Source organism: Pseudomonas sp. Pseusp49, assembly GCF_059491875.1.
The window spans coordinates 2,541,393-2,556,434 of sequence record NZ_CP168514.1 but is presented as its reverse complement, the minus strand read 5'-3'; the positions used below and the strand labels follow the sequence as shown (position 1 = coordinate 2,556,434).

Here is a 15,042-nt window from a genome sequence, read left to right as displayed (position 1 = left end):
GACACTCCGCCATCGCGGGCAAGCCCGCTCCCACAGTGACTTGTGGTGTACTCAAACTTTGCACTCACCTCAGAACCCTGTGGGAGCGAGCCTGCTCGCGATGAGGCCAGCACAGCCAATATCACCGTCACCTGACACCCCGCCTTCGCGAGCAGGCCCACATCTGGCACCCACAACCAACCACATGGCACACACGCACACCTGCCGCGCCACACCCCCGGCGTAGTATCGAAGCCGACCTCTGGGGCACAACCCGCTCCAAAGTGCCCTGCAATGCAACGCTGAACCCCTCCACATCTCACTAAAACAAAAAATCGACCTTCGGGTCGCGGGAGATTTCTGTGCTCAAGAAAAGTGCGCTGGGCTGGCCAAAGATTGCCGGCCTCGGAATTGCGTTGGTGGTGGCCGGGCAGTTTTCCGGCTGGAACTTCGGGCTGGCGGCCGGTGGCTGGCTGAACATGCTGATCGCCACGTTGTTGATGGCCCTGCTCTGTGGCGGCCTGGCCTTGTGCGTGGCGGAACTGTCCACGGCGTTGCCCAGCGCTGGCGGCGTGTTCGTGTATGCGCAAAGTGCGTTCGGGCCGTTCGTGGGGTATCTGGTCGGCGTCGCCTGTGCCTTGGCGCTGACCATCGGCACCGGTGCGGCAGCGACGTTCATTTGCGCCTACACCGAATCGATTTTCGGACTCGGTGGCTGGCCGGTGAAGATCGCCCTGTTCGCGGTGATCATCGGCATCCACATGCGCGGTGTCGGTGAGGCCATGGGCCTGACCTTTATCGCCGGCATCATCGCCGTGGTCGCCCTGCTCACCTTTGGCGTGGCCATGGCGCCCCATGTCGAACTGGCCAACTTGCTGAAACTGCCCGCCAACGTCGTCACCCCGGTCAGCCTCGGCGGCATCTTCGCCTGCGTGCCCTTCGCGATCTGGTTGTTCATCACGGTCGAGCAAACCGGTTCGGCAGCCGAAGAAGCGCACAACCCCGGTCGTACCATGCCGCGGGGCATTCTGGCGGCGATCGGCACCTTGCTGGTGACGGCGCTGGTGGTGCTGGTCTGCGCACCCGGTGCCGGTGGCGTCGAGCTGGTCGGTTCGGCAGGTGATCCGCTGTACGCCGCGATGTCCGGCAACAGCGCCTTCGGCGACGGTTCGTGGCTGGCCAAGGTGATTGGCTGTGGCGCGGTGTTCGGCCTGATCGCTACCTTCTTTTCGCTGGTGTTCGCCGCGTCCCGGCAGTTGTTCGCCATGGCTCGCGACGGCCTGTTCCCGCAATGGCTGGGCAAGACCGGCAAACGCGGTACGCCCTGGCCGGCGCTGTTGCTGATTGGCGCCATCGGTCTGCCGTTGTCCGAAGTGGACCCGGCCACCGTGATGCTCGCGGTCGTGTTGCTGCTCAACGTTGGCTACCTGTTCATCTTCGCCGCGTACCTGCGCATCAAGACCCGCCAGCCTGACCTGCCACGGCCCTTCACCTTGCTCGGCGGCAAACTGGTTGCCTGGCTGGGCCTGGCCCTGACGCTGGTGGTGATCGCCGCCTGCTTCCAGCTCGACCTGCTGATGCTGATCGCTCTCGCCGTGACCTTCAGCCTGTGCATTTTCAACTACCTGCTGCGCAACCGTCGCGCCACCGTCATTGAGGTTCCGGACCATGCCTGAAGACACTCTGCTGCAACGCCGCCATCGCGTACTGGGCAGCGCCTCACCGCTGTTCTACGACAAGCCCTTGCACCTGGTGCGTGGCGAAGGTGTCTGGCTGTTCGACGTCGACGGTCGTCGCTACCTCGACGTCTACAACAACGTGCCCTGCGTCGGTCACTGCAACCCTCACGTGACCGAGGCCATGCACCGCCAGGCCACCACGCTGAACATCCACACCCGCTATCTCGACGAGCAAGTGGTGCGCTACGCCGAACGCCTGACCGCGACCTTCGGCGAGCTGCTGGACACCGCGATGTTCACCTGCACCGGCAGCGAGGCCAATGAGCTGGCGCTTCGTCTGGCACGCTTTGCCAGTGGCGGCACCGGCATCATCGTCAGTGACTACAACTACCACGGCAACTCGGCGTCGCTGGCGCAAGTCACCACCGCCCTGCCCTCGCCGGAACCCTTCGCCGCCCATGCCCGCGCCGTACCGATTCCGTGCCTGTACCGGGCACCGGCCGGCACCACCGAGGCGCAACTGGCCGAACAATACGCGGCCAACATCGCCGCCGCGATTGCCTCGATGCAGGCCCAGGGCATTCGCCCAGCCGCGCTGCTGATCGACACCCTGTTCGCCAACGAAGGCCTGCCACGGGTCCCGGCCAGCTTCGTCAACAAGGCCGCCGCGCTGATTCGCGCCGCCGGCGGACTGTTCATCGCCGACGAAGTGCAGTCCGGCTTCGGCCGTACCGGTGATCATCTGTGGGGGCATCAGGCCCACGGTGTGGTGCCGGACATCGTCACCCTCGGCAAACCCATGGGTAACGGCTATCCACTGGCCGGCTTGATCACCCACAAGGCTTTGGTCGAATCCTTCGGGCGCCACGCGATGTACTTCAACACCTTCGGTGGCTCGCCCGTGGCGGCGGCGGTCGGCATGGCGGTGCTGGACGTGATCGAGCAACAGCAACTGCTGAAAAACGCGCAAGACGTCGGCGCTTACGTGCAACAACGCCTGCAAGCGCTGGCCGCCAGGCACTCGATCATCGGCGACGTGCGCGGCAAGGGCCTGTTTTTCGCCATGGAACTGGTGCGCGACCACGCCAGCAAGGAGCCGGCCGGCCTGGAGGCGCGCAAGGTGGTCAACGACATGCGCGAGAACGGCGTGCTGATCAGCAAGATCGGCGCCGGCGACAACATTCTGAAGCTACGGCCGCCGCTGGTGTTCGGCCGCGATCACGCCGACCTGTTTGTCGACACCCTGGACCACGCCCTGAGCGCGATTTGAGGCCCTGCCATGACTGAATTCCACACCCTGCCACACGATCAGCAAGTGGCCCGTCTGCACGAACTGGCGCGCCATGCCCTGCAACAGTGGGACGGCGAGTTCGCCGACATTGAACTGGTGAAGTTTCGCGAGAACGCGGTGTTCTCCGCCCAGCGCCACGATGGTCAGCGGGTTGCCTTGCGCATCCATCGCAATGGCTATCACTGCGAAGCCGCACTGCGTTCCGAGCTGCAATGGATGGAGGCACTGGCCGGCGCCGGCATTACCGTGCCGCAGATCATCCGTGCGCAGAATCAAAGCCATCTGGTCGAAGTCACCCATCAAGCCATCGGCGAGCCGCGCCACATCGACATGCTCGCCTGGCTGCCGGGCGCCACCGCCGGCACCTCGGAGAACGGGGTACAGGCCGATACCGAAATCGATTTTCTGTTCCGGGAGGCCGGCGCGATTGCCGCGCGCATTCACCTGCATTCGGCGGATTGGCAGCAGCCGGACGAGTTTGTCCGGCACGCCTGGGATGAAGAAGGCCTGATCGGCGCCAACCCGTTCTGGGGGCGTTTCTGGGAGCTGGAACAGCTCAGCGAAGAGCAGCGGGATTTGCTGCAACAGGCCCGGCGCACGGCGCGCAAGGACTTGCGCCAGTACGGCCGGCACCTGGGCAACTTCGGCATGATCCACGCCGACCTGGTGCCCGAGAACCTGCTGATCGAAGGCCCGCGCCTGCGCCTGATCGACTTCGACGATGCCGGGTTTGGCTGGCACATGTTCGAGTTGGCCACCGCGCTGTACTTCTGCCTGGATGACCCGCGCTTTGATCAGATCAAGGCCGCGCTGCTCGACGGCTACCACGCGGTCAAGCCGCTGACCGAGGCGGATCGCAAGACCCTGGCGCTGTTCCTGATGCTGCGTGGTACCACGTACCTGGGCTGGATTCACACCCGCCAGGGCACGCCGACGGCGATTGAAATGGCGCCGATGTTGATTGAGCGGGCTTGTTTGTTGGCTCGGGAATATTTGCAGGTCTGATAGACCGCCTTCGCGAGCTGGCCCGCTCCCACAGGGATCTTCAGTGAACACAAGAAGTGAGTTCGCCAAAAATCCACTGTGGGAGCGGGCTTGCCCGCGAAGAGGCCATCACTTCCAACATCAATGTTGACTGACACACCGCTTTCGCGAGCAAGCCCGCTCCCACAGGGATCTTCAGTGAACACAAGAAGTGAGCTCGCCAAAAATCCACTGTGGGAGCGGGCTTGCCCGCGAAGAGGCCATCACTTCCAACATCAATGTTGACTGACACACCGCTTTCGCGGGCAAGTCGGATCGCCGCACCGCCGCTCCCACAGTGTTCGTGGTTAGCCGGGGCGATCGACCTGATCCAAAGCCCGATTCACCGCCAACTCCCCCAGCATGATCACTTGCGCGATGCCCAGCAGGGTGTTGCGGTGCGAGCCTTCCAGGAAGCCCGCCAGGTCATTGGCCATGACACTCGCCGAGGCCAGCGATTCGCAGGCGTGGGCCAGCAGGGTTTCGGTGTCGATTTGCGGGTTGATGGTGAACATCGAAGAGGGTTTGTGCGGGGTGGCCATGATGTGCAGGGCCGGGTTGGGACAAGCGTCGTCTTGCGGTGGATCAGGGGTAACCTTCAACATCGTTCGGTCTCCAGAACTGGAGCCGTCACCGATTCGCTGCTAAACGAAGGGTGGCGGCTGTACGCAGGTTAGCAGACCGGGGAGACACGAAACCGGCGCGCCCGAAGGCGCCCTGCGCACAGCTGCCGTCAAGTGCAGGGATGGGGAATACCTGACTGTGTGGACTGCCAATGCGCCTCGTGTCACCACGGGCTGCTAAACCCGATCACTGGAAATCAGTGACGCGAATCAAGTTACCGATGGACCTCAAGGCGCACAAGCCGGCGGATTCTGGCGTACCTGTAGGCAATGCCGCAAGGTGTTGTAGCTTGCAGGAAGTTACTCCTACAGCCGTTAAACAGGCTCTTCGAACTGGCACCGCCATCGCGAGCAATCTCCCACAGTGGATTTCAGTGAACTCAGAACTTGTGTTCGACGACGATCCACTGTGGCTGCGAGCTGGCTCACGACTCCCCGACCGACAATGGCTTGTTCAATTCCCCGATCTTTTCCAGCCGCGCCCGCACGATATTGCGGCTGATGTTCAGCAACCGTCCGGTCTGCAACTGGTTGCCATGGCAGAATCGGTAAGCCGCGCGAAAGATGGTTTCCTCGATGTGTTCATACAGGTCTGGAATATTCTGTTCAAACAGGGCGTTGAGCGCAGCTTCCAGATCGACCGGTCCGGCAACGGCATGGCCCGTTTGAACCGCTGGCTCCTGATCATTACGGATGCCCGAAGAACGCATGTCCACCAGGTGCAAGTCCGCGGGAGCGACCCGCTGATTGCGGCACACCAGCAAGGCATGGTGAATCGAGTTTTCCAGCTCACGAATGTTGCCTGGCCAGCTGTGCTCCAGCAGTTTGCGTTCCGCCTCGACACTCAACGTGGCTCGGTTGTAGCCCAGTCGCTGGCAATGTTCTTCGAGGAAAAACTCGGCCAGTGGCAAGATGTCTCCCGGCCGTTCGCGCAAGGGTGGCAGGCGAATCGTGGCGACGTGCAAACGGTAGAAAAGATCCTCGCGAAAATGCCCGGCAACCACCGCATCCGCCAGGTTGACGTTGGTCGCGGCCACCAGGCGCACGTTGATTGGAATCGGGGTGCGCGACCCCAGGCGCACCACTTCGCGCTCCTGCAGGACGCGCAGCAATTTGACCTGCATGTTCAACGGCAGATCACCGATTTCATCGAGGAACAGCGTCCCGCCATTGGCGGCCTCGAACCACCCGGCCTTGGTCGTGGCAGCGCCAGTGAACGCGCCTTTTTCATGGCCGAACAGTTCACTTTCCACCAGGGTTTCGGCGAAGGCACCGCAGTTGACGGCCACAAAGGGTTCACGCCCCCTGCGGCTCAAGTTGTGAATATGCCTTGCGACCAACTCCTTGCCGGTTCCGGTTTCGCCAATGATTAACGTATTGGCTTCGCTCGGGGCCAGGCGCTCGATGCGACTGAGCAATTCCTGGGATCGCGGGTCCTTGAACACCAGGACGGTGGCCCGCACCGACTTGGTCAATTCGCGAGCGTTTGGGTGAGTGATCAGCGACATGGTGCATTCCTGGCAGTAAAAGCGCGTGCTCAATAGTGCATGAAGATCATTAGACTAAAAAATTATTAATTAGTATTTATATATTCCTAATATGCATATCGCATTCAATTGCTTCCAGCCTGCTGCTGGAGCAGCAACGGACAGGCATCACCCTGCTTGCAGATCAGCACCTACCGCTCTCTCCCCACGCCTGAAAGACCCGCCAGAAGCCCGCCACGCAAGGCCTGCAGCCTGATTTTCACGCTATGGCATGCAATCTGCTCTCTCCCTCCCAACACAAATCCACACATCGCCACACCGCGTGGATTTTTTGTAGGAGCTGGCTTGCCAGCAATGGCGCCCGCAACAGCGGCGCAAGGCTCAAGGGCCTCATCGCCGGCAAGCCGGCTCCTACAAGGAATGTGCACACAACGTGAAATCTGTAGGAGCTGGCTTGCCAGCGATGGCGTCCGCAACAGCGGCGCAAGGCTCAAGGGCCTCATCGCCGGCAAGCCGGCTCCTACAAGTAATGTGTACACAACGTGAAATCTATAGGAGCTGGCTTGCCAGCGATGGCGCCCGCAACAGCGGCGCAAGGCTCAAGGGCCTCATCGCCGGCAAGCCGGCTCCTACAAGGAATGTGCACACAACGTGAAATCTGTAGGAGCTGGCTTGCCAGCGATGGCGTCCGCAACAGCGCCGCAAGGCTCAAGGGCCTCATCGCCGGCAAGCCGGCTCCTACAAGGAATGTGCACACAACGTGAAATCTGTAGGAGCTGGCTTGCCAGCAATGGCGCCCGCAACAGCGGCGCAAGGCTCAAGGGCCTCATCGCCGGCAAGCCGGCTCCTACAAGGAATGTGCACACAACGTGAAATCTGTAGGAGCTGGCTTGCCAGCGATGGCGCCCGCAACAGCGGCGCAAGGCTCAAAGGCCTCATCGCCGGCAAGCCGGCTCCTACAAGGAATGTGTACACAACGTGAAATCTGTAGGAGCTGGCTTGCCAGCGATGGCGCCCGCAACAGCGGCGCAAGGCTCAAGGGCCGGCTCCTACAACGCGTGTTTCGCCAATGGCCACTTAGGGAGATTTCAATGAAACGTTTCTGGCGCAACAGCCTGGTCGCATTGACCGGTTTACTGCTCAGTGCCACCGCACTGGCCGAACAGGCTCCGGCCTCGGTGAAGATCGCCATTGTTGCCTACACGCAAGGCGGCAAGCCGGTGTTTGGCGGTATCGCTGGCCGGGTGATCGAGGACGGCTGGCTTGAGCAGCAACTAAGCCAGCGTGGCGTGAAGCTGGATTGGATCGCCCTGCCCCACGCCGGCGCCGGTCCGCAGATCAACGAAGGCTTCAGCAACAACAGCATCGACTTCGCCGTACGCGGCGACCTGCCTTCGGTGATCGCTGGCGCGGGCGGTGTACCGGGCAAGCTGATCGTTCCGGGTGGCAGTGGCAACAACATCTACCTGGTGGTTCCGGCCGGCTCCGAGGCCAAGACCATCGAAGACCTCAAGGGCAAGCGCCTGGCCCTGCATCGCGGGCGTCCCTGGGAGTTCGCCTTCAGCAACTTCCTCGCCAGCAAGGGCCTGAAGCTCGACGATTTCAAGATCGCCAACCTCAATCCGCAAGTCGGCGCGGCGGCGGTATCGGCCGGCAAAGTGGATGCCGCCGTGCTGCTCAGCGAGGCCTATGCCCTGGAAGACAAAGGCGTGGGCAAGATCATCTGGTCGACCAAGCAAGGGGCCAACGACTGGCGCCTGGTGTCCGACCTCTGGGGCACCGACCGTTTCGTCGCCCAACACCCGGACATCACTCAGCTACTGGCGACTGCCTGGGTCAAGGCCGCCTGGTGGACTTCCCAGGAGCAGAACCAGGACGCCTATTACCAACTGTCCTCCCGCGCCGGCACGGCTGAAAGCGTGCTGCGTCGCGATGACTTGAACGATCCCGTGGCCTGGAAAGAGCGCTGGGCCCCCAAGAGCGACCAGCAACTCAAGGCGCATTACCAGGCCCTGACCGCCTACGCCCTGGCCAATCAGCTGATTCGCGACAACTACGACATCACCCCATCGCTGGCCACCGGTTTCACCAACCAGGCGCTTATCGATCTGAAGCTCACCGACTACTGGCCGGGCCTGCGTGGCCAGGTCAGCAACAATCCATGAATAGGGAATTCCTGATGAAACTGCCGCAACAATTCGCTTTCGGTCTGAGTGTGCTGGCGCTGTCCTTGAGTGCCATGGCCGCCGGTGCACACGCGCCGAAACCCGATCCGCTGCAAGGTGATGGCCGAGTCTCGGCGTTCTACACCTGGCAAGAGGTGATCCCGTCCACGCCGGGCAAGCTGCTGCGCAGCGAGCCACTGGAAAAAACCTTGAGCCTGCCCAACGCGGCCAGCGCCCGGCGGATTCTCTACAGCTCCACCGACGGCATTGATAACAAGACCCCGATCGTGGTCTCCGGCACGTTGTTCCTGCCCAAGGGCAAGGCGCCCGCCGGTGGCTGGCCGGTCGCCAGTTGGGGCCACGGCACGGTCGGTGTCGCGGACGTTTGTGCGCCGTCCTGGCAAGGCCGCTCCTATCGCGACGTGCAGTACCTCAGCCGCTGGCTGGACGAAGGCTATGCCATTGTCGCCACCGATTATCAGGGCCTCGGCGTACCCGGTGGCCATCCGCTGCTGAACAATCGCATGGCCGCCTACGGCATTCTCGATGCGGCCAGGGCGGTGGTCGCCGGCGTACCGGGGCTGGCCAACAAAGTGTTGATCGTCGGTCAGTCCCAGGGCGGCGCGGGGGCATTCGCCTCGGCAGCCTACGCCCCGACTTATGCACCTGACCTCGGCGTCAAAGGCAGCATCGGCACCGGCGTGATTTACACCGTGGGCGCGAAAAACGTCGGTGAACAGGACCCGGACAAAGTCGATGCTTCCCTCGCCTACGGTTTCTACACCCTGCTCGCGGCCCAGCAATACGACCCCGGCATCAACCCCAGGGACTTCTACACCGACAAGGCGCTGCCACTGTTCGAGCAGGCCCGCACCAGTTGCCTGGCGGCGCTGGTCAGCGATGTGGTGGGCGTCGGCCTGACCCCGGCCAATGCGAAAAAGGACTACAAGGGCGACCAGCTTGCCCTGTGGCAGAAACAAGTGTCCTACCCGACGCTGAAACTGGCCCAGCCAATTTTCATCGGCACCGGCGCCGAGGACAAAACCCCGGCGGCCTCGACTCAAGTCGCGCTGATGCAGGACGCCTGCAAAACCGGCTCGGTGGTCGAAGGCCATCTTTACAAAGGCTTGGGCCATAGCGAAACGGTCAACGCGTCCCTCAAGGATTCGGTGCCTTTCGCCCACAAGGTCATCAACGACCAGCCCATCACCCCGATCTGCAATCCCAGCGTGCAGTGAGACGGAGCCCTCGACATGAGCATTGAATTTTTCACCCGCCTGCCGCTTCACGGTGAAACCCAGTTCCTCCCCGGCGACCCGCGCAACCGCGGCGACTGGCATCGCGGCGGCCCGAGTACCGGCGCGGTCTCGGCATTCAGCGTCGGTGACCACTTCACCTATATCGATTATCTCGGGCAGATCGCCAAGGCTGCAGAGATCAACGGCTTCGGCGGTGCCCTGATGGTCAACGCCCCCTCGGGCGAAGAACCCTGGACCGTCTGCTCGCTGCTGGCCCGGGAAACCCGCACGCTGAAATTCGTCACGGCGTTCCAGCCCTATCACTACACGCCGTGGGTGGCGGTGCAGCAAGCCGCGACCTATCAGCGCGCCACCGGCAACCGCCTGGTCTGGAACATCATCAATGGTGGCTCGGATGCGATTCAGCGTCAGGTCGGTGACTTCAGCGACCACGATGAACGCTATGAACGGGCCATCGAGTTCATGGACGTGGTCAAGGGCTATTGGCACAACGAGAACTTCCACTACGAGGGCAAATTCTACAAGGCCGAAGGGGGTGGTTTGCGCGGGCCCTTGAAGAAGGCCGAGCTGCCACTGATCTGCACCGCCGGCTCATCGATCCCGGCCCGGGAATTCGCCGCCAAACACGCCGACTTCTACCTGATGCGCGCCGAGCATCCGGATGAGATTGCCGCGCTGATTGCCGATATTCGTGAACGGGCACTGAAGTACGGACGCACCGACATTCGCTTCGGCCTATCGATCGATGTCATTACCCGGGAGACCGAGGAACTGGCCCGCACCGAAGCCAAGCGTTTCTTCGACGAAGGCATCGCCAGGGGCGCGGTCAAGGCGGTGGCGGCCCATGCCGGATTGCGCACGGCACGCAAGCTCAGCTACGAAAACCAGTTCGCACAAAAGACCGAGACCCAAGGCTTCGACGACTTTTTCATCCACCCTAACGTCTGGACCGGTTTCGGCTACATCGGTATTCCGCCGGGCTGCGCGCTGGTGGGCAGTCATGAAAATGTCGTGGCGCGGATTCGCGAGTACAACGCCATCGGCATCGATCTGTTCTTCCTCGCCGGCTACCCGCACCTGGAAGAAGCCTATCGCCTGGGCGAGCACATCCTGCCGCACTTTCGCGGCGAGCGCAGCGAACTGAGCCGCCCTGCTCCAGCGCCGCTGGAACTGCGTTCCGCCAATGGCCCGGCGGGAGCCTGATGCCATGAGCGACGATCACTCCTTCATCAGCCGCCGGGATTTTCTCGGCCACAGCGCCCTGCTTGGCGGTGGTTTGCTGCTCGGTGGCGGACTGCTCAGCGGCTGCGGCCCGAGCAGCGAGAAGCCCGCCGTCAACGCCACTGCCGACCTTGAGCCGCGCTATGGCGGACGCCTGCGCCTGGGCATTCTCGACGGCAACCAGAGCGGCAACCTCGACGCGCACAAACCCATCGGCAGCGGCATCGTTCGCGGCTTTGCGCTGTACAGCAAGCTGTGGGAATGGGACGAACAGATGCAGCCGCGCCTGGCCCTGGCCGAGTTCGCCGAACCGAATGCCGATGCCAGCAGCTGGACGCTGCGCCTGCGCCCGGACCTGGAGTTCCACCATGGCAAGACCATCGATGCCGATGACCTGATCTTCTCGATTCGCCGTCTTACCGATCCGCAATTGGCCTCGCCCTATGCCGCGCTGTTGCACTGGGTGGACCGCAACAACCTGGTCAAGCTCGATTCGCGCACCGTGCGCCTGAACTTTCGCGAGGGCCGCAGCTACATGCCGCTGGCGGAAACCTGGGTCAATTTTGGCGGGATCGTGCCGGTGGATTATCACCCGGTGACCAACCCGGTGGGCGCCGGCCCCTACAAACTGAAAAGCTTCACCCCTGGCCAGCGCTCGCTGTTCACGCGGTTCGAGAACTACTACAAGGAGGGCAAACCCTACGCCGACGAGCTGGAAATCATCGACTTCAAGGATCAGGTTTCGCGCCTGGCGGCCCTGCGTTCCGGGCAGATCGACATGGCCAACGTGATGCCCACCGAGCAGTTGGAAGTGCTGCAGCGCGATCCAAGGCTCAGGGTGCTCAAATCGGTGACCGGCAACTGGTTGTCGTTCGACATGAACCTCGACAAGCCACCGTTCAACGACCCCCGGGTGCGCGAGGCATTCCGCCTGTTGGCCGACCGGGAGGAACTGGTACGCCGGGCGCTCAACGGTCAGGGCCGCGTGGCCAATGACCTCTACGCACCGAGCGATCCGACCTTCAACCACAGCCTGGGGCCGCGCCCTCACGACCCGCAGCGGGCGGCGCAACTGCTCAAGGAAGCCGGGCATGAAAACCTGGAGCTGGAACTGGTGACGACACCGGGGCCGGGGCTGACGTCGGCGCTGGTGCTGGCCGAACAAGCCAGGCGCATCGGCGTCACCCTCAAGGTCAAGCAGGTCGACCTGGCCACTTTTCAGGGACCGCAACGCAACGACTGGACGCTGAGTACCGGCGGCAGCATCGGCGCGCCCTTCCTGGCCAGTGCGATTCACACCGACGCGCCGTTTGCCGTGTCGAACAAGACCCATTTCAACGATCCGCAGTTCAGCGAATTGTTCCTGGCGGCCATGGCCCAACCCGACCTGGAAAAGCGCAAGGCCCTGGTCCACCAGGTTCAGCAGATCCAGTACGAACGCGGCGGCCTGTTGATCTGGGGTTACGCCGATTTGCTCGACAGTGTGGCCAACCGCGTCGGCGGCGCGGCGGCCGAAGAGTCGCTGTTCAGCACCTGGCGCTTTGAAAAGCTCTGGCTCAAGAACACAAGCTGAAAGAACACGCGCCCCCCTGTAGGAGCTGCCGCAGGCTGCGATCTTTTGACCTTGCTTTTCAGCGATATCAAAGATCAAAAGATCGCAGCCTGCGGCAGCTCCTACACATCCCCCATTATTTTCACGAGGCTCATTCAGTCATGCCCTCTATCGCCTTTCGTTTGCCTGTAAAACGCTCCGCCCTGGCCATGGCGGTGGTGTCGGCATTTTCGATACCCACCTTCGCCGCCGACACTCAACTGCAAACCGTCACCGTGCAAGCCAGCGCCAGCGATTCCGACGATGACGCCCTGCCCACCCGACCGGAGTCGTCGGTCTACGGCGGTATCGAAACCAAGGTGATCGACACCCCGCGCTCGATCACCCAGGTCAACGCCGAGCAGTTGGCCAACGACCCGATCCGCAGCGCTGACGACCTGGTCAAATACGCGCCGGGCATCACTCGCGGTGGCGGGCAGAATGCCGGGATCGCGCCGCAGTTCCGCGCCCAGGGGTCTGAAGTGTTCCAGGACGGTCAGCGGGCTTACAGCGTGCGCCATCCCGCCAACTTCAACGCCTATGAAGGCGCCGACATCGTCGCCGGACCGTCTTCGGTGACCTATGGTTCGGTGTCAGGCAGTGGCGGTTACGTCAATTACCTGAGCAAAAAGCCGAACTTCAGTGAATTCAAAACCAGGCTCAGTGGCGAGGTGGGCAGTTGGGTGCCTGACGGTGAATCCCGCGACGCCTCGAAATTCAGCGTCGATAACACCGGGCCGCTGAGTGACAACCTGGCCTATCGCATCAGCATCACCAAGCAGCGTCAGGAAGACTTCTACGACAACGTCGACAACAATTTCGACGCGTTCTACGGCGCGCTGGCCTGGCGCAATGACAACGTGCGCGTCGACTGGAATGCCAGTTACGACGACTACTACGATTACAACATCACCCACGGCTGGAACCGCGCCAACCAGAAACTGGTGGACAGCGGCAAATACTACGCCGGGCGCGCTACACCGATCATCCAGAACGGCAACACCCTGTGGTCGCCGGTACTGGCCTCCGGTGCCGCCGATGCGCCGACCCTGGGCTGGGTCAAGCGCCAGCGTAACGCCCAGGGGCAATACAGCGTTGTCGATGGCAGTTTCCAGTCCGCCTCCCCCAACACCCGCAGCAACCCTGGCAGCCTGCGCGGCTGGGTGTATGACCCTTCGCTCGCCGGTAACGGCCTGACCTCCCTGTCCTCCCAGACCGGCCAGCGCGACGAAGATCAAAACACCTCGCGACGCTTCGCCACGCAACTGCGGGTGGAGGCGGATCTGACGCCGACCATCACCTTGGCCAACAATACGTTTTACCAGCGCTCACGGGACATGACCGATGCCGTCGGGTCGTTCCAGGTGTAGTCCAAGGACAATATTTTCGACAACCGCTTCGAGTTCCGCTCGCGCAATGAAGTGCAACTGGGCGGCTTGACCCTGCGTGATGACAGCAATACAGGGCTGATCTACCGACGCGAGTTCAACCAGTCGATCGCCGCCAACAACAGTTTCGGCTCGACAATCAACGCCTATGACCTGACCCAGGACCCGTCGGGCAAGAATCCTGGGGATCTGCTGGCACTGACCGGTGCCAACCCCGCCGGCGGCAACGCTGCCTGGATCGGCCAGGCCGGTGTACCGCAGTTTTCCAACACCTATGGCTGGCTTAATCTGCCGCCGATGTACCCGGCTGGCCATGGGTTGTACGCCGAATCCGTCGCGCCCTACACCGCAGAAAGTACCTGGTCCACCCAGACGTTGTTCACCCAGCACAACCTGCGTTTCGGCGACCGTGCGGGCCTGAACATCGGCGCGAGCCGGAGCTGGATCGACGCTGAAATCGACAACCCCTTTGTGCTGGCCGGCGGTAATCCTCGCAAGGACAGCGACAATTACCGACTGTTTGCGTTCCAGGTCAGTCCGTACGTCAAACCGACCGAAAACAGCACGCTGTACTACACCTTCGATCGCTCACTGGCAGTCAATACCGGGTTCTTCTCCAACGGCCTGGGCTGGGGCAGCGGCGCTGGCGCGAACCTGCTCAACCCGCTGGCGTTCGAAAGCCTGAGCGTGCTGCACGAAGTCGGATTGAAAGTCGAACCCGTGCCCAACGAACTGTTCATGACCCTGGCCGCCTTCAAGCAGGCGCGGGACCAGTCACCCGACAGCAATAACAACATTGCCCGGCTGGTGATCAAGGGCGTGGAGTCGACCCTTCGCTACCAGCCGGACAATCACCTGCGCACAGCCCTGAACCTTACAAAACTCAGCGCCTACAACGAATTTGCCTCCCAGGCCGGTTTTGCTTCGGCGGGCTTCATTCCCGACAACGGCACGGTGTTCGGCGACAACAACAGCCTGAACCAGCGACCGTCCGGGCGCTTCGACGCGGTGCAGATACCCGAGTACACCGCCAGTGGCTATGTCGACTATCGCTTTGATTCAGGCTTTGGTGCCGAGCTCTCCGGCTGGTGGACGAGCAGTTGGTACCTGAACCTGAGCAAGACCGTGAAGATCCCCGACGAGTACAACCTCGACCTCGCTGTGTATTACCGCCAACCGCAGTGGAGCACCACGCTGCGCGTGCTCAACCTGACCAACGAACTGAACTTCGTCAGCGGCCTGGCCGGCTCCACCAATACCTTCCTGCAACCCATGCCCGGCCGCACGTTGCTGGCCCAGGTGGATTACCAGTTCTAAGCCCGCTTTACCGCCATCA

General features: G+C 62.3%; 9 protein-coding genes and 1 pseudogene. 8 read left to right on the top strand and 2 right to left on the bottom strand.

Going from position 1 to position 15,042, the window contains the following annotated elements; translation table 11 throughout:
* Positions 1-341: 341 nt before the first annotated feature.
* The 3 genes from ACEN83_RS11605 to ACEN83_RS11595 are packed head-to-tail and all read left to right on the top strand — an operon-like array spanning position 342 to position 3,954.
* Complete coding sequence (locus tag ACEN83_RS11605; RefSeq protein WP_495580348.1) at positions 342-1,655, top strand: amino acid permease; 1,314 nt, start codon at positions 342-344, stop codon at positions 1,653-1,655.
* Positions 1,648-2,928: an aspartate aminotransferase family protein gene (locus tag ACEN83_RS11600; RefSeq protein ID WP_495580347.1), complete on the top strand. Its 1,281-nt coding sequence runs from the start codon at positions 1,648-1,650 to the stop codon at positions 2,926-2,928. Before ACEN83_RS11605 ends, ACEN83_RS11600 begins: the two co-directional genes overlap by 8 nt.
* Positions 2,929-2,937: 9 nt before the next feature.
* The gene (locus tag ACEN83_RS11595; RefSeq protein ID WP_495580346.1) at positions 2,938-3,954 is read left to right on the top strand and encodes a phosphotransferase enzyme family protein; all 1,017 of its coding nucleotides are present in this window, start codon (positions 2,938-2,940) and stop codon (positions 3,952-3,954) included.
* Positions 3,955-4,280: 326 nt separating this feature from the next.
* Here ACEN83_RS11595 and ACEN83_RS11590 read toward each other — a convergent pair whose 3' ends face one another.
* Positions 4,281-4,577, bottom strand: coding sequence for a DUF6124 family protein (locus ACEN83_RS11590; protein WP_495580345.1), 297 nt, complete (start codon positions 4,575-4,577; stop codon positions 4,281-4,283).
* Positions 4,578-5,020: 443 nt separating this feature from the next.
* On the bottom strand, positions 5,021-6,103 hold the full coding sequence (locus ACEN83_RS11585; RefSeq protein ID WP_104448637.1) for a sigma-54 interaction domain-containing protein: 1,083 nt from the start codon (positions 6,101-6,103) through the stop codon (positions 5,021-5,023).
* 1,070 nt (positions 6,104-7,173) lie between these two features.
* On the opposite strand from ACEN83_RS11585, the gene ACEN83_RS11580 reads away from it, so the two are divergent.
* The 5 genes and pseudogenes from ACEN83_RS11580 to ACEN83_RS11560 all read left to right on the top strand — a co-directional run bounded on the left by ACEN83_RS11580 (position 7,174) and on the right by ACEN83_RS11560 (position 15,023).
* Positions 7,174-8,247 (top strand): ABC transporter substrate-binding protein, encoded by a 1,074-nt coding sequence (locus ACEN83_RS11580; protein ID WP_495580344.1) that lies wholly within the window; start codon positions 7,174-7,176, stop codon positions 8,245-8,247.
* A 14-nt stretch (positions 8,248-8,261) separates the two neighbouring features.
* A complete protein-coding gene (locus ACEN83_RS11575; RefSeq protein ID WP_495580343.1) occupies positions 8,262-9,485 on the top strand; it encodes a lipase family protein in 1,224 nt (407 codons plus the stop codon).
* Positions 9,486-9,500: 15 nt separating this feature from the next.
* A complete protein-coding gene (locus ACEN83_RS11570) occupies positions 9,501-10,709 on the top strand; it encodes an LLM class flavin-dependent oxidoreductase (protein ID WP_429398703.1) in 1,209 nt (402 codons plus the stop codon).
* A 4-nt stretch (positions 10,710-10,713) separates the two neighbouring features.
* Positions 10,714-12,300, top strand: coding sequence for an ABC transporter substrate-binding protein (locus tag ACEN83_RS11565; RefSeq protein ID WP_495580342.1), 1,587 nt, complete (start codon positions 10,714-10,716; stop codon positions 12,298-12,300).
* A 140-nt stretch (positions 12,301-12,440) separates the two neighbouring features.
* Positions 12,441-15,023 (top strand): annotated as a pseudogene (locus tag ACEN83_RS11560) (TonB-dependent receptor plug domain-containing protein).
* Positions 15,024-15,042 lie beyond the last annotated feature (19 nt).